Source organism: Amycolatopsis pretoriensis, assembly GCF_900107925.1.
GTDB classification, from domain to species: domain Bacteria; phylum Actinomycetota; class Actinomycetes; order Mycobacteriales; family Pseudonocardiaceae; genus Amycolatopsis; species Amycolatopsis pretoriensis.
The window spans coordinates 86,799-100,776 of the sequence record NZ_FNUJ01000011.1; the positions used below are offsets into that span (position 1 = coordinate 86,799).

Annotated in this window: 16 protein-coding genes; 4 read left to right on the forward strand and 12 right to left on the reverse strand. The window is 70.2% G+C overall.

The features are described 5' to 3' along the window. Positions 1–28: 28 nt before the first annotated feature. A complete protein-coding gene (locus BLV96_RS39685) occupies positions 29–796 on the forward strand; it encodes an ABC transporter permease (protein ID WP_086675204.1) in 768 nt (255 codons plus the stop codon). Continuing rightward, positions 793–1,860, forward strand: a complete 1,068-nt coding sequence (locus tag BLV96_RS39690; RefSeq protein ID WP_086675203.1) for a sulfate/molybdate ABC transporter ATP-binding protein — start codon at positions 793–795, stop codon at positions 1,858–1,860. The genes BLV96_RS39685 and BLV96_RS39690 overlap by 4 nt, the downstream gene beginning before the upstream one ends. Before the next feature lie 2 nt (positions 1,861–1,862). Here the strand turns inward: BLV96_RS39690 and BLV96_RS39695 are convergent, their stop codons facing one another. Continuing rightward, entirely contained in the window at positions 1,863–3,632 is a 1,770-nt protein-coding gene (locus BLV96_RS39695; protein WP_086675202.1) for a multicopper oxidase family protein, read from the reverse strand. Positions 3,633–3,824: 192 nt separating this feature from the next. On the opposite strand from BLV96_RS39695, the gene BLV96_RS39700 reads away from it, so the two are divergent. Together BLV96_RS39700 and BLV96_RS39705 are read left to right on the forward strand one after the other, a co-directional pair. Continuing rightward, positions 3,825–4,619, forward strand: a complete 795-nt coding sequence (locus BLV96_RS39700) for an HAD-IIA family hydrolase (RefSeq protein WP_086675201.1) — start codon at positions 3,825–3,827, stop codon at positions 4,617–4,619. A 37-nt stretch (positions 4,620–4,656) separates the two neighbouring features. After that, positions 4,657–5,457: a metallophosphoesterase gene (locus BLV96_RS39705; RefSeq protein ID WP_086675200.1), complete on the forward strand. Its 801-nt coding sequence runs from the start codon at positions 4,657–4,659 to the stop codon at positions 5,455–5,457. Here BLV96_RS39705 and BLV96_RS39710 read toward each other — a convergent pair whose 3' ends face one another. The 11 genes from BLV96_RS39710 to BLV96_RS39760 all read right to left on the reverse strand — a co-directional run bounded on the left by BLV96_RS39710 (position 5,458) and on the right by BLV96_RS39760 (position 13,958). Further along, the gene (locus tag BLV96_RS39710) at positions 5,458–5,832 is read right to left on the reverse strand and encodes a YccF domain-containing protein (RefSeq protein WP_086675199.1); all 375 of its coding nucleotides are present in this window, start codon (positions 5,830–5,832) and stop codon (positions 5,458–5,460) included. Then, positions 5,832–6,581 carry a PhzF family phenazine biosynthesis protein gene (locus BLV96_RS39715; RefSeq protein WP_086675198.1) on the reverse strand — a complete coding sequence of 250 codons (750 nt, stop codon included), beginning with the start codon at positions 6,579–6,581 and terminating at the stop codon, positions 5,832–5,834. Before BLV96_RS39715 ends, BLV96_RS39710 begins: the two co-directional genes overlap by 1 nt. 65 nt (positions 6,582–6,646) lie before the next feature. Next, on the reverse strand, positions 6,647–8,059 hold the full coding sequence (locus tag BLV96_RS39720) for a hypothetical protein (RefSeq protein ID WP_086675197.1): 1,413 nt from the start codon (positions 8,057–8,059) through the stop codon (positions 6,647–6,649). 14 nt (positions 8,060–8,073) lie between these two features. Beyond that, positions 8,074–8,634 (reverse strand): DUF3558 family protein, encoded by a 561-nt coding sequence (locus BLV96_RS39725; protein WP_086675196.1) that lies wholly within the window; start codon positions 8,632–8,634, stop codon positions 8,074–8,076. Then, positions 8,631–9,152 carry a hypothetical protein gene (locus BLV96_RS39730; protein ID WP_244180841.1) on the reverse strand — a complete coding sequence of 174 codons (522 nt, stop codon included), beginning with the start codon at positions 9,150–9,152 and terminating at the stop codon, positions 8,631–8,633. The genes BLV96_RS39725 and BLV96_RS39730 overlap by 4 nt, the downstream gene beginning before the upstream one ends. A 46-nt stretch (positions 9,153–9,198) precedes the next feature. Further along, the gene (locus BLV96_RS39735) at positions 9,199–9,891 is read right to left on the reverse strand and encodes an ESX secretion-associated protein EspG (protein WP_244180844.1); all 693 of its coding nucleotides are present in this window, start codon (positions 9,889–9,891) and stop codon (positions 9,199–9,201) included. Positions 9,892–9,924: 33 nt separating this feature from the next. Further along, positions 9,925–11,127 (reverse strand): hypothetical protein, encoded by a 1,203-nt coding sequence (locus BLV96_RS39740; RefSeq protein WP_086675195.1) that lies wholly within the window; start codon positions 11,125–11,127, stop codon positions 9,925–9,927. Then, positions 11,124–11,561 (reverse strand): hypothetical protein, encoded by a 438-nt coding sequence (locus BLV96_RS39745; protein WP_086675194.1) that lies wholly within the window; start codon positions 11,559–11,561, stop codon positions 11,124–11,126. Before BLV96_RS39745 ends, BLV96_RS39740 begins: the two co-directional genes overlap by 4 nt. After that, entirely contained in the window at positions 11,558–12,133 is a 576-nt protein-coding gene (locus BLV96_RS39750) for a 4Fe-4S single cluster domain-containing protein (protein WP_086675193.1), read from the reverse strand. The genes BLV96_RS39745 and BLV96_RS39750 overlap by 4 nt, the downstream gene beginning before the upstream one ends. Further along, positions 12,121–12,336, reverse strand: a complete 216-nt coding sequence (locus BLV96_RS39755) for a DUF2997 domain-containing protein (RefSeq protein WP_086675192.1) — start codon at positions 12,334–12,336, stop codon at positions 12,121–12,123. The genes BLV96_RS39750 and BLV96_RS39755 overlap by 13 nt, the downstream gene beginning before the upstream one ends. After that, positions 12,333–13,958 carry an AAA family ATPase gene (locus BLV96_RS39760; protein ID WP_086675191.1) on the reverse strand — a complete coding sequence of 542 codons (1,626 nt, stop codon included), beginning with the start codon at positions 13,956–13,958 and terminating at the stop codon, positions 12,333–12,335. The genes BLV96_RS39755 and BLV96_RS39760 overlap by 4 nt, the downstream gene beginning before the upstream one ends. Between the last annotated feature and the right edge of the window lie 20 nt (positions 13,959–13,978).

The window sequence follows — 13,978 nt, forward strand, 5'->3', positions numbered from 1 at the left end:
CCCGGCCGGCCGCTCGCGCGTCCCGTGGGTGCTGGCGATCCCCGCCACGCTCGCGCTGGCCCTCGTCGTCCTGCCGGTCGTCGGGCTGCTGGTGCGCTCGGACCTGACGCGGCTGCCGTCGCTGGTCGCCACGCCGTCGTCGTGGCACGCGCTGCGGCTGTCGCTGATCACGGCCGCTTTGTCCACTTCGGCCTGCGTGGTGCTCGGTGTGCCGCTGGCCGTCGTCCTCGCGCGCGCCCGGTTCCGGGGCGTCCGGCTGCTGCGCTCGATCGTGCTGCTGCCCCTGGTGCTGCCGCCGGTCGTCGGCGGTCTCGCGCTGCTCTACCTGCTCGGCCGCAAGGGCTTCCTCGGCATGCTGATCACCACGCTGACCGGGGAGTCGGTGCCGTTCACGACGACCGCCGTGGTCATCGCGCAGACGTTCGTCGCGATGCCGTTCCTCGTGGTCAGCCTCGAAGGCGCGCTGCGCGGTTCCGGCGACCGTTACGAGCAGGTCGCCGCGACGCTCGGCGCGCGCCCGTGGACGGTCTTCCGGCGCGTCACGCTGCCGCTGCTGCTGCCCGCGCTCGGGTCCGGTGTGGTGCTGAGCTTCGCCCGCGCGCTCGGCGAGTTCGGCGCGACGATCACCTTCGCCGGCAGCCTCGAAGACGTCACGCGCACGCTGCCGCTCGAGGTCTACACGCAGGCCGAAGTGGACATCGACAGCGCCGTCGCGCTCTCGCTGCTGCTCATCGTCGTGGCGGTCATCGTGATCGCCGTCGCTCGGCCGCGCTCGTGGGAAGGCGGCCTCCGGTGAGCCTGACCGCCCGGATCGAGGCCGTCCGCGGCTCGTTCTCGCTGGACGTCGACCTCGACGTCCCCACCGGCACGGTGCTGGCGCTGCTCGGGCCCAACGGCTCCGGGAAGTCGACCGTGCTGGGCTGCCTGTCCGGGTTGATCACGCCGACGGCGGCGGAGATCACCGTGGCCGGGCGCGCGCTGGCCGGCGTCGCGCCGCACCGGCGGGGGATCGGCCTGCTGTCCCAGGACGCGCTGCTCTTCCCGCACCTGTCCGCGGCCGACAACGTCGCTTTCTCGCCGCGTTCGACCGGCGCCGGCCGCCGTGCCGCGCGCGAGCGGGCCTTCTACTGGCTGGCCGAAGTGGACGCCGTCGCGCTCGCGGACCGGCGGCCGGGGCAGCTGTCGGGCGGCCAGGCCCAGCGCGTCGCGATCGCCCGGGCCTTGGCCGCCGAGCCGGACCTGCTGCTGCTCGACGAGCCGTTCGCCGCCCTCGACGTCGACGCCGCGCCCGCGATCCGCGGCCTGCTGCGGCGGGTGCTCAAGACGGGCCCGACGACGGTGCTCGTCACGCACGACCCGCTGGACGCGCTCGCGCTCGCCGACCACGTCGCGGTGCTGAACGGTGGCCGGATCGTCGAACGCGGCCCGACCCGTGAAGTGCTTTCCGCGCCGCGAACGGCGTTCACCGCGCGGATCGCGGGGCTCAACCTCGTCGCCGGGACGGCGGTCGCCGACGGCCTGCGAACGGAGTCGGGCTCGATCGTGAGCGGGATCCCCGCCGCGGACGTGGTGCTGGGGGAGCCCGCGGTGGCGGTGTTCCCGCCGAACGCGGTCGCGGTCTACCCGCACGACGGCGACCACCGCGGCAGCCCGCGCAACACGACCGACGCCGTCGTGGCGGCCCTGGAACCGCACGGGCCGGTGATCCGCGTCCGGGCCGAGGGCGACGGCTGGGCGCACGGCCTGACCGCCGACCTGACGCCGGCCGCCGTGGCCGAGCTCGCGCTGGAGCCCGGCTCGGCGGTGACGCTCTCGGTGAAGGCCGCGACCGTGGCGGTGCACCCGGCCGCGGCCTCCTGACCTCAGCCCTCGTGGTGGTGGCCGCCGCCCGGGTGGACGTGGAACTTCGCCACCTCCGGCGGGTGCACGACGAACGGCCGCATCATGCCCTCGTCCTCGTGGTCGAGGATGTGGCAGTGGAACATGAACTCGCCGGTGCCCCCGCCGAACCGGCCGGCGACGCTCACCCACTGGCCGGGGTTCACGATGATCGTGTCCTTCCAGCCCTCCTCGTACTTCTCCAGCGGGACGTCGGTGAACCCGCTGATCGGCGCCGTCGTCCGCTCCGAAGGCTGGTCGAACGTCGTGGTGAAGCTCCGCCGGAACAGCGCCTGGAACTCGGTCAGGTGGATGTGGATCGGGTGCGCGGGACCGCCGTTCGCGACGTGCAGGATGTTCCACACCGCCCACCGGTCGTGGTCGATGAAGATGCCCGTGGTGTCGTCGAAGAGCCGCCCGGTCATCCGGAACGTCTTCAGCCCGCCCGCGGGGTCCTGGACCTGGATGACGCCCTCGCCACCCGGGTCGGCGTCGACCTGCTCGAGGTCCCACATCTCCGGGTGGCCGTCCTTGTTGAGCAGCAGCGCGACCCAGACGTGGTCGTGGTCCTCCGGCAGCGTCGTGCCGTGCTGCAGCCGCACGTAGGACGTCGACACCTTTTCGGGCAGCGTGAAGGAGTCGTGCTTCGCGCGGCCGTCCACCCGGAACTCCATGAGGTCCGGCTCGACCCCGCCGAGCCGCGGGTCGGCGTTGCGCAGCTTCAGCTTCTGCCCCTTGAAGCGGCTGAAGTCGATCAGCACGTCGAAGCGCTCGGCCGGGGCGACTGTCAGGCCGGTGCGGGGCAGCTCGGTCGGAACCGGCAGCAGGCCGCCGTCGGTGCCGATCAGGCGGACGGCGTCGTTCACCGGGTTGTTGTTCTCGTCGACCAGGTTGAGCGTGTAGAACCGCGAGTTGGCCGCGTTGAGCAGCCGGAAGCGGTACCACTTCGCGTCGACGTCCAGGTGCGGCCAGATCACGCCGTTCACCAGGTTGAACGGGCCGGAGAACGGGATCATCGGGCCGTTCGGGACGAACGGGAACTTGAACAGCAGCTGCCCGGTGAGCGCGCCGGTCGCGTCGGTGTCGAGGTTGCGGTCGGTGAGGATCAGCGGGATCTCGCGGTCGCCGTGCGGCAGGGCGAGCGCGTCCTCCTCGTCGTCGCGGATCAGGTACATCCCGGCCAGGCCGGTGTGGACGTTGAAGCGCGTGATCGCCATGGCGTGGTCGTGGTACCAGAGGGGCATCGCCGGCTGCCGGTTCTGGTACTCGGTCAGCTGCGACGTGCCCTTGAGGCCCGCGTTGTGCGCCCAGCCGTCGTTGCCCGCGTTGGTGCGCGCGCCGTGCAGGTGGACGACGGTCCACGCCGGCAGGTCGGCGACGCCCTCGACGATCGAGTAGTCCTTCTTGCCGAGCTCGCGGCCCGGGCGGCTCGTCGGCGCGTCCGTCACCGGCCCCTGAACGGCGACCAGCGGGAACTCGCCGTCGATTTCGTTCGACCACGAAATCCGCAGCTGTTTGCCGCTGCGCACTTCGATCGTCGGACCCGGGAAATGCCCCGCGTACGTCCACAGCGTGGTTTCGGGCAATTGCGAGTGCAGCCGCTGCCGCTTGGTCACCATCGGAATGGTGATCGTTTCCCGGCCGCGGGCCCGGAAGAGCGGCGGAACCGGCAGCGGGTCCAGGAACTTGGTGAGTCCCCAGTTCGGCCCGGTGATCGGCGCGGCCGCCGCCGGGCGCTCGATGATTTCGGTCATTTGATCTCCCCCTTCGCGTTCGGGGGCAGGAAGAATTGCGCGACGACGACGTGCGCCGACGACCTCGAAATGTATTCCCCCGAACCCCCTCGGTGACCGGGAACGCGACTCCCCTCGCGGTACCGGCAATTCCCACTGTAGCCGTTTTCGCGCCTGCCCGCAGGTGCCTCGCGCGCGTGATAGGTTCCGCGCATGAACGATCGCCGGTGGACGTATCTCTCCGACATGGACGGCGTCCTGGTCAAGGAGGAGCACCTCGTCCCCGGGGCCGACGAGTTCCTCGCCGAGCTGAAGTCGAACGGCATCGACTTCCTGGTGCTGACGAACAACTCGATCTACACCCCGCGCGACCTGCGGGCCCGGCTGGAGCGCACCGGGCTCGACATCCCGGAGGAGTCGATCTGGACCTCGGCGCTGGCGACCGCGAAGTTCCTCTCGTCGCAGCGGCCGAACGGCTCGGCGTACGTCATCGGCGAAGCGGGCCTCACGACGGCGCTGCACGAGGTCGGCTACGTCCTGACCGAGCGCGACCCGGACTACGTCGTGCTCGGCGAGACCCGCACGTACAGCTTCAGCGCCATCACGCGCGCGATCCGGCTGATCGAGGGCGGCGCCAAGTTCATCGCGACCAACCCGGACGCGACCGGCCCGAGCGTCGAGGGCTCGATGCCGGCCACCGGGTCCGTCGCGGCGCTGATCGAGAAGGCCACCGGGCGGTCGCCGTACTACGTCGGCAAGCCGAACCCGCTGATGATGCGCTCGGCGTTGCGCCGATTGGGTGCGCATTCGGAGTCGACGCTGATGATCGGCGACCGGATGGACACCGACGTGCACTCGGGCATCGAGGCCGGGTTGCAGACGATCCTGGTGCTCACCGGCATATCCACCCGGGAGTCGGCCGAACGCTATCCGTATCGGCCCACACTGGTGATCGACTCGGTCGCTGACCTGATCGGGCGGACCGTGGACCCGTTCGGCGAAGGCTGACCACCGGCCGGGTGGGCGAAGGGCTTATCGTCACCGGATGAGCAACTCCACGTACGTTGTCGGCGACGTGCACGGCCACCGCGACGAGCTGGCCGACGCACTGCGCGCCGAGGGGTTGGTGGACGACGAAGACAACTGGTCGGGGGCGGCGGACCAGCTGTGGTTCCTGGGGGACTTCGTCGACCGCGGCCCGGACGGCGTCGGCGCGATCGACCTGGTCATGCGGCTCGAAGAGCAGGCGGCCGAGGCGGGCGGCCAGGTGCAGACGCTGCTGGGCAACCACGAGATCCTGGCGCTGGGGATGTACCACTTCGGCGACGAGCCGGTGCCGTCCGACTTCGGCCCGCGCAGCTTCGCCCGCAGCTGGGAGATCAACGGCGGCCTCCTGTCGGACCAGGACCGGCTGACCCCCGAGCACATCGAATGGCTTTCCCGGCGTCCGCTGGCGGCCCTGGCGGCCGACCACCTGCTCCTGCACTCCGACACGCTGGAGTACCTCGACTGGGGGTCGACGGTCCCGGAGATCAACGAGGCGGCGGCCGACATCCTCGCCGGCTCGGACATCGAGGCGTGGTGGGACGTCTGGCGCCGGATGACGACGCGGTACGCGTTCCGCGGCCCGGACGGCGAGGAGAACGCGCAGAAGCTGATGGACGCCCTCGGCGGGACCCGGATCGTGCACGGGCACAGCGTCATCGCCGACCAGCTGGGCATCCACCCGACGCAGATCGAGGGACCGTTCCTCTACGCGGGCGGCAAGGCGCTGGGCGTCGACGGCGGGTTGTTCGTCGGCGGCCCCTGCCTGGTGGTGCAGCTGCCGTACGAGCCGGAGTCGTGATCAGGGGATCTCGACGATCTCCTTGCCGAGCGGCATGAGGGACACCGGGATCATCTTGAAGTTCGCCACGCCCAGCGGGATGCCGATGATCGTGACGCACAGCGCGATGCCCGTGAAGATGTGCCCGATCGCCAGCCACAGCCCGGCGAAGACGAACCAGATGACGTTGCCGAGGCAGGACGCGGCACCGGCGTCCCGCCGGTCGACGACCGTGCGGCCGAACGGCCACAACGCGTAGTTCGCGATCCGGAACGACGCCAGCCCGAACGGGATGGTGACGATCAGGATGCAGCAGATGACGCCGGCGACCAGGTAGCCCAGGGCCATCCAGAAGCCGCACAGGACGAGCCAGATGATGTTCAGCAGCGTGCGCATCAGACGTGCAGCTCCCCACTCACGATCGTGACGGCCTGGCCGGCGAGGTGGACGCGGTCGCCGTCCTGACGGGTCCGGACGACCCCGCCGCGCGCGGAGATCTGGTGACCGGTCAGGTCCTTGTTCTGGAGTTCTTCGGACCAGTACGGCGACAGGATGCAGTGCGCCGAGCCGGTGACGGGGTCTTCGTCGATGCCGACGCCCGGCGCGAAGAAGCGGCTGACGTAGTCGTCGCCCTTCGCGGTGACCAGCAGCCGTCCGGTCCAGGTGTCCTTGAGCTTGGCGAGGTCGGGCTCGAGGTTTTTGACCGTTTCGGCGTCTTCGAGGACGGCGAAGAGGTTCTCGACCCCGCGTCCGACGTACTCGATTTCGACGCCGGGGAGGATCTCGGAGAGGTCGTCGTCGGTCGGGGTCGGCGGGTCGGAGGGGAAGTCCAGCTCGACCCAGCCGTCTTGTGCTTTGGCGCGCAGTTCGCCGCTCTTGGTGGTGTAGACCTGCTCGCCGCCGAGAACGTGCGTGGCGGCGACGGTGGCGTGCCCGCACAGCGCGACTTCGACGGCGGGCGTGAACCACCGGAGCGATTTGGGGCCTTCGGGTGTGGTGACGACGAAGGCGGTCTCGGCGTGCTTCATTTCGGTAGCGACGGCCTGCATCCAGGTCGGATCGGCAGGCTCGTCGAGCAGGACGACCCCGGCGGAGTTCCCGGCGAAGGCCCGGTCGGTGAAGGCGTCGACGACGAAGAAGCGCATGCTCCCAATGTAGCCCGGGATGCCGGCGTGTTGATCATTTATCAGGGAGATTCAGGGGTTGTCCCCTACGCCTCCCCGATGGTGGGCTTGACGATCTTTTCGCCGTCGGGGCCGCGTTCGGGCTTGAGGTCGAAAACGTCCTCGTCGACGGCGAACTTGTTCTTGTGTTCTTTGTCGTCTTCTTTCTTCTTGCCGGCACCGGCTCCGGCGGCTCCGGCAGTCGCGCCTTTGCCCTTGGCGGCCGCGGCGGCGGTGGCCCCGCGTTCGAGCCGTTCGCCGGGCGCCTTCCCGCCGGTCTTGCCCGCCCCAGCAGCCTTGCCTTCACCAGCGGCCTCTTTCGGGGCACCGGTGAGGCCGCCCCCGGAGACGCGCGAGCCGGCGAACCCGCTCCCGGCGCGTCCGACGCCGGACTTGCCACGGACGGTGTCCCCGCCGGTGCTTCCCCCCGGCGTGCCAGGGGGAATGGCGAGGCCATCGGGAGTCATGCGCGGGAAGCCGCTCGCGGCGGGGGTGGCGCGGAAGTTCGTGTTGCCACCGGTGAAGTTGGTGCCGCCGACGCCGCTGGTGGTTCCGGGTTGGACGAAGCTGGGCGGCGTCGTGCCCGGGGGTGCCACACCCGGCGGGGTGGTGCCGCCTGGGATGTAGGTACCGCTGGTTCCGCCCGGCCCGGTGCCGCCGATGGTGGGGGTGCCGGTGAAGCTGGTGCTGCTGGTGCCGTGGAAGCCGGAGACGGAGGTGGAATCGCCGTTCCCGAGCTGCGGGGGTGGGGCGTAGGTGGGTTGGGAGCTGGCGGTTTCGTGGTAGGTGCCATCGAGGTTTTGCAGCACCTGAACGGCTTGCTGGTGCGCGGCGTCGGCTTGTTGCTGCTTGGCTTGGATGCCGGCCATGGTGCTGCTCATGCCGATGAGGTTGCCGGAGTTGTACTGCTGCTTGGCCTTGTCGAGCTCGGCTTGCTGGTCGAACCCGGTGGGCTCGGGCATGTTGGTCTTGGCATAGTGGGCCGCGGCGGACTGCTGGGAGTAGTGGTTGCTGACCAGCTGCATCGCGTCGCCGGTTTGCTCGGTGTGGCTGGCGGTGTTCTGGAAGAAGCCGTTCGCCTGCTCGGCCGCGGGTCCTTGCCACGAGCCACCGGCCGCGGTGGCGGCGTCGCGGAATTGGTTGGAGGCATCGGCGAGCCAGTTGCCGTAGACGTTCGCGACCCGGCTGCGATCGTTGATGCCCTCGATGTCGAGGTCTTTGTGCACCATGTCGTACAGCACTTCGTGCGGGCTGTTGGCGTAGTTCTCACCGGGCGCGGGCGAGTCACCGCGAAGGCTTTGCCCCTGCTGCAGGAGTTTCCCTTGCGCGACCGAGTAATCCGAGGCCGCTTGCTGGGTGGCCCGCTGGCCGTCCGAGCCGTGACCTTGGAGTTTTTGGGAAGTTTCAGCGTAGTAGTCACCCTCGGACTGGCGATGCTGCGCCCGGTGCGGCTGACTCATGGCAGAACTCCGTCTCAGTTCTTCGGCAGTAGCGGCTCGATTTTCGCGGCGACGTCTTCGACCAGCTGACAGGCCTTGGCGGTATCCGAGCCGGAAGCCAGCAGCACGAAGGCGCGAGAGTCGGGTTTCACTTCCAGCCACACATCGCACTGGCCGGGGGAGTTCATCGGTTCGCGCTCGATGACCGCGGGCCGCCCGTTGACGTTGCCGTCACTCGCTTGGCTGGGGTTACCGACGTTTTCCTTGTATCCCCGCCCCGAGTCCAGGGAAAGGCCGATGTCCACGCCCGGAGAATCGCCGGCCGTCGGCTTGGTGGTCCGGCAACCGGTCTTCGGATTCGCGACCAGCGGCTCGGCTTTGGGATAGCCCTGGCCGGCGAGCGCTTGGTCGATGATCGAGCACGGACTCACGCCGGCGAAGGGGTTGTTCGGGTCAGTGCTTGTGCTGCTAGGAGCCGAAGTGGTCGATTCGTCCGCTTGCGAGCTGGGCGTGGCTTGCCCACCCACTTGACTCGTGCAGGCGGTCAAGGCGAGTACTGACACGGCGAGCGCGGCCGCAGCGCGTCGTGCGGTCACTGCTCCTGCAGCCCCTTGCCGAGCTGGCTGAAAGTCATGCTGTGAGCATCCTCTGTCTCGCGGTAGTTCTTGCGCGCGATCACCATCGCTTCGCGCGCTTGCTGAATCCCATCGCGCATGCGGAGCAGATTGGGGATCAACGATTGTTCGTCGCCGTCGGCGACCTTCACATTGAAAGCGGCGACGGCCTTGGCGTACTCGCTGCCGCCCATCTTGGCTTGAGCCGACAGTTCGCGAACGTCGACGATCATCCGGTTGTAGCCGTCGAGGAAGAAGTCGCAGGCCTTGATGTACGCCTGGAATCCCTCTTCGTTCACCGCGAACTGCCCACCCTCGGCCAGCGACTTCAAGTGGTGCCCACCCTCGCTGACCCGCTTCGCGGCCTCGGAGTCGGTGGGCCCGTCAAGCAGTCCCGAGAGGAAGTTGGACCCCGCGTCCCCCTCGCCGGGTGGGGGTGTGAACGATCCCGGTGCGCCGAACTGCGAACCGCTCATGACGCCCTCCCAGCCGTCGCTCACCACCCTGCGTGGTCCCTCGCACTGTACTAGTGACGAACCTCCCGCGTCAGTGGTTCCGGCCACGCTCCGATAGCCACGTCCGCAGGTGAGAACCGTCCGATGGGGTGAACGTCACCCGGGTCTCGCCGCCCGGTAACGGCTCGCTGAACATCAAGAACCGGCCGCCCTCGTTGTCCACGAACGTCACCGTTCCCGCCGGCTTCAGCGCCCCGGAAGACCGCACCGACAGCTCGAACGTCCCGTACCGGTGCAGCGGCCACGACGAGAACTCCGTCGCCGCGTCGGTGTCGCGGCGGGTGCCCGGCTCGATGAACGTCAGCTCGGCCAGCGGGACCGGGCGGTACGCCGGGAGCATGCCGACCACCAGGTCGACCAGCCGGTCGGGACGGGTCTGCGCGAACAGGACCTCCTCGCCCGCCAGCTCCGAGAACACCCCCAGCCCGTGGCCGATCGCCGCGCGGTAGAACACCTGGCGGCCCTCCTCCGCCGCGCGGACGACGACCAGCACGTCCGGCTCCGTCCACGCCCGCAGCGTCTGCTCCACCTCGATGTCCAGCTTGTCCGGACCCGCGAGACCCCGCGCCCGCATGGACTCCCAGGAAGCGGCCGCGATGCGCTCGTTCTCCACCAGCGTGCGGCCCGGGCTGCGGATCTCGAACGGGTGCCAGTTCGCCGGAAGACCGGTACGCCGGACCGCCGTGTCGACCTCAGCCAGGCCCAGTGAGAATTCCTCCGGCACGTCCCCGAGCGTAGCGGAACGGCCACCCCGCGCTCAGATGTCGAGCTGCCGCACGCCCGTCTCGCGGAACGTCACCCGGCCGGCCGTCGCCTGTTTGCGCAAGCGGACGATTTCGTGTGGCTGTAACCCGATCGCGACGCCGAACGCCTCCACGTCCGGGAACCCGCCCTGCCGCTGACGCAGCTCCAGCGCCTTCGTCACCTGCTCCGGCGACAGCACCCGCGCCAGCTCCGGTCCGGAAGCCGAGTTGACGTCCAAAAGCACAGCAGCGGGCGCCGGCAAAGGTGGCGGAGCCAGCGGAACCAAGTCCGCCGGCACGTACGCCTCGATCGTGTCGTTCTGTCGCAGGTCCCGAAACGCCAACCCGACCGTGAACGTCCGCGTCCCGCCGTTCGTCCGCACCGCGACCCCGTCCCGGGCCAGCGAGAGGATCCGCAGGTCCGACCCCACGACCGTGCTCCGCTCGTTGAACGTCGTCCCGTTCGGCCGCAGCACCCGCGCCCGCGTGCCGACGGTGAACAGCGACCCGCGCCCCTCCGGCACCTCGACCGCCGCCACCACCGTGCCGTTGCCCAGGTCGTTCAGCCCGTGCACGACGGCGACGCCCTCGCGCCGCTCCAAGTGGTCGTGCGACGGCTCCTCGAAGGCGGTCAGCCCGTCACCCGCCATCGGCGCCACATCGCACTGGAAGCCCAGCAGCACCGTGCCCTGCTGTCCGGCCGGCAGCTCCTCGAGAACGCCGGCGGGTCCGAACAGCCCGAGCACCCGCATCGGCTGGCCTCCGCGCGACAGCGAAACCAACGAACCGAACCGCAGGACACCGTCCCGGACGACCACCTGGGCGTGGAACCCGGTCACCTGGTCGTAGCCCGGCGCGACGACCTGGGAAACCGACTCCCGACGGCTCAAGTCCGGGCCCACCACGTCGTCGGTGTACAGCTCCAGCGCATCGCCCTTGACGAGGTCGTGCCGCCCGACCGCGACGAAGACGTCCTTGAGGAACCCCGCGTCGGTCACCGGCTCGACGTCGCTGGAGAAGAACTTCTTCCGCACCATGATCCCGAGGCGCAGGTTGTCGGCCAGGATCCGGTCGCCCCGCAGCAGCCGCGCGCGGGCGCCGCGGACCGCGCGCCCGATGCTCACCTGCCCGCCGGGCAGCTCCCCGAGGCCGGGGAGGGCGACCGAGTCGTTGAGCGCCTTGCCGAACTCGATCAGCCCGACCCTGACCTCGGTCACGACGTGGCGGCCAGGGTGACGCTGATCGACTGGTCGGCGTTGACGCGCTCGGACTCGATGACCATCCCGGACCGCGCCGCGCGCTCCTTCAGCCGCGCGAGCACCGAACGCTGCACCTCCGCCGCGTACGCCTCGTCGACCGACAGCACCAGCCGCTGCGCCTCGGCTTCGGCCAGGCCGGGGCCGTCGACGTGCGCCAGCTGAACGCCCTCGGGGCCGTAGACGAACGTGATCCGGCGCCCCTCCCACGCGGCGACGACGGAGTTGCCGTCGTCGGTCACCTGCGCCCGCAACCCGGTGAGAGCGCGGGAAAGGAGGTCGCGGTGGCGCATCCGGGTCCGGACGGTGACCACACCGGCCTGCAGGTGCGCCGCGATCGTCGCGGCGTTGAGCTGGGCCAGCGCCTCGCTGCGCAGCTTGAGCGTGACACTCATCGGTGATCCCTTTCGAGCAGCGCTTCGAGCACTTCGGTGGTGGCGAACCCGTTCAGCTCGATCGCGCCGTCCGGGGCGATCGTCAGTTCGAGGCGGTTCGGGGTCGTGAAGATCGACTCGTCGTAGCGGTCGGTGAGGAAGTGGAACCGCTGGTTCTCCGAACCGACCCACGGCCGCGACGGCTCCGGCCGATCGGCCAGGAAAGGCCCGTCCACCAGCAGATCCGTCGACTCCAGGAGCTTCGACGGCGGCAGGTCCTCCCGGACGTGCCCGGTGAACGTCATCACCGAAAGACCCGCCGACCGCACCGCGGAGGCGAAGAGTCCCAGCGGCCCCGGCTGGTCGAACGGCTCGCCGCCGAGCAGCGTGACGCCTTCGATCCCGGAGATCGCCAGCACCCGGGAAACCAGGTCCTGCCAAGGCGTGAGGGTGCCGCCGCGGGTCGTCCACGTCTGCGGGTTGAAGCAGCCGGGGCAGCGCACCGAGCAGCCCTGCGTCCACACCGCGCACCGCAGGCCGGGGCCTTCGGCCGCGGTGACGTCGACGATCCGGTGGAGGTTCAGGAGTTCCATTGCGACTGCTGCTGCGACGCCGTGTTCCCGGCTTCGGAAGACGTCCGCCGGTAGTCCTCGGTGAACTCCGACGTCACGGTCTCCGCGCCGAGCAGGTCCTCCAGCAGCGGGATGTAGTCGAGGCACTTGGACCCGGTCACGCCGTGCGTTTCGGCGCTGATCGAGCCGTCCTTGCCGATGGTGACGGTCACGCGGTGCGTCATACGTCGATCGTCCTTCCCCTCGGGGATTCCGGCTGCGGCGGCGGTGGTGCGACGGGCGCCTCGACGTCGTCGGAAGTGTCCGTCGCCGCGACGGCCCGGGTCTGCGCCCAGTTCCGGATGGCCAGGATTTCGTCGGCCTGGGTGACCGACAGCGGCACGGTCGACTTCACCGCGCGCACGAGGTCGTCGCGGCGCAGCGGCCGTTTCTCGGCGAACGCGTCGACCAGGGCGGCCAGCACGGCCTGCTCGATCTCGGCGCCGCTGTAGCCCGCGCTGACGTCGGCGAGCTCGGCGAACAGCGCGTCTTCGAGACGCAGCTCGCTCGCCACGAAGGTGTCGGTGACGCGCCGGCGCAAGTGGATCCGCCAGATCGCGGCGCGCTCGGGGCCCGAGGGCAGGTCGACGAAGAAGATCTCGTCGAACCGGCCCTTGCGCAGGAACTCCGGCGGCAGTGAATCGACCTGGTTCGCGGTGGCCATCACGAACACCGGCGCCGACTTCTCCTGCATCCACGACAGGAACGTGCCGAACACGCGCCGCGCGGTGCCGCCGTCGCCACCGCCGCCCGCGCCGGCGAGGCCCTTCTCGATCTCGTCGACCCACAGCACGCACGGCGCGATGCCCTCCGCGGTGCGGATGACCGTGCGGATGTTCTTCTCGCTGGAGCCGACCAGCCCGGCGAAGACGCGGCCCAGGTCCAGGCGCAGCAGCGGCAGCCGCCACATGTTCGCGACGCACACCGCGGACAGGCTCTTGCCGCAGCCGGGCACGCCGGTGAGCAGCAGGCCCTTCGGCGCGGCGAGGTTGTACGCCGACGCGGCCGGGGTCCAGGTGCCGGTGCGCTTGGTGAGCCACCGCTTGAGCCGGTCGAGGCCACCGACGGCGTCGAAGCTCGTTTCCGCCGGCACGATGTCGAGCATCCCGGACCGCCGGACGGCCTGGCGCTTCTCGGCGAGGATCAGCTCGAGGTCGCTGGGGTCGAGCCCGCCACCCTCGACGAGCGCCCGGGCGAACGCGTTCTCGGCCTCGGGCAGCGTGAGACCCCTCGCGGCGGCGACGATCATGTCCCGGTCGTCGCGGTCGATGCTGATCCGGACGTTCTGCCGGTGCGCGGCGACCATGCCGTCCAGCAGTTCGCCGATCTGGCGCTGGTCGGGCAGCGGGAAGTCGACGACGGTCGCGTCGTGTTCCAGCTCCGGCGGCACGGGCAGCGACGGCGACACGAGGATGAGGCTGAGCGGCACCGGCCGGTTCTTGAACGCGGCGGCGAGCTCGCGCAGCCGGCGCACGACGTCGGGATCGGGGCGGTGCCCGCCTTCGGAGACCAGCGACGGGTGCAGGTCGGCGAACACGAACACGGCCGGTTCGCCCCAGCCGTAGATCCGTTCGAGCGCGGCGGCCGCGCTGCGGGTCTCGCTGATCGGCGGGCCACCCGCGGGGGCCAGCCCGGTGGTCGACGACCAGACGTACACGCGCCGCGGCGTGCGGAGCCGCTGCTGGTCTTCGGCGACCGCGCGGATCTCCCGCAGCACCCGCTGCTCTTCGTGCGTCTCGACGACCAGCAGCGGGTAGCGCGCCTGCAGCAGCTGGGTCAGCTCGTCGCGAAACCCCTGGCCGGCCATCGATCGCCCCCTCGAAGTCC

Bases quoted from the DNA above. Each gene is read 5' to 3' on its own strand.
- BLV96_RS39695 (WP_086675202.1), bottom strand. From the start codon at position 3,632: ATGACCGAAATCATCGAGCGCCCGGCGGCGGCCGCGCCGATCACCGGG.
- BLV96_RS39700 (WP_086675201.1), top strand. From the start codon at position 3,825: ATGAACGATCGCCGGTGGACGTATCTCTCCGACATGGACGGCGTCCTG.
- BLV96_RS39705 (WP_086675200.1), top strand. From the start codon at position 4,657: ATGAGCAACTCCACGTACGTTGTCGGCGACGTGCACGGCCACCGCGAC.
- BLV96_RS39710 (WP_086675199.1), bottom strand. From the start codon at position 5,832: ATGCGCACGCTGCTGAACATCATCTGGCTCGTCCTGTGCGGCTTCTGG.
- BLV96_RS39715 (WP_086675198.1), bottom strand. From the start codon at position 6,581: ATGCGCTTCTTCGTCGTCGACGCCTTCACCGACCGGGCCTTCGCCGGG.
- BLV96_RS39720 (WP_086675197.1), bottom strand. From the start codon at position 8,059: ATGAGTCAGCCGCACCGGGCGCAGCATCGCCAGTCCGAGGGTGACTAC.
- BLV96_RS39745 (WP_086675194.1), bottom strand. From the start codon at position 11,561: ATGAGTGTCACGCTCAAGCTGCGCAGCGAGGCGCTGGCCCAGCTCAAC.
- BLV96_RS39750 (WP_086675193.1), bottom strand. From the start codon at position 12,133: ATGGAACTCCTGAACCTCCACCGGATCGTCGACGTCACCGCGGCCGAA.
- BLV96_RS39755 (WP_086675192.1), bottom strand. From the start codon at position 12,336: ATGACGCACCGCGTGACCGTCACCATCGGCAAGGACGGCTCGATCAGC.
- BLV96_RS39760 (WP_086675191.1), bottom strand. From the start codon at position 13,958: ATGGCCGGCCAGGGGTTTCGCGACGAGCTGACCCAGCTGCTGCAGGCG.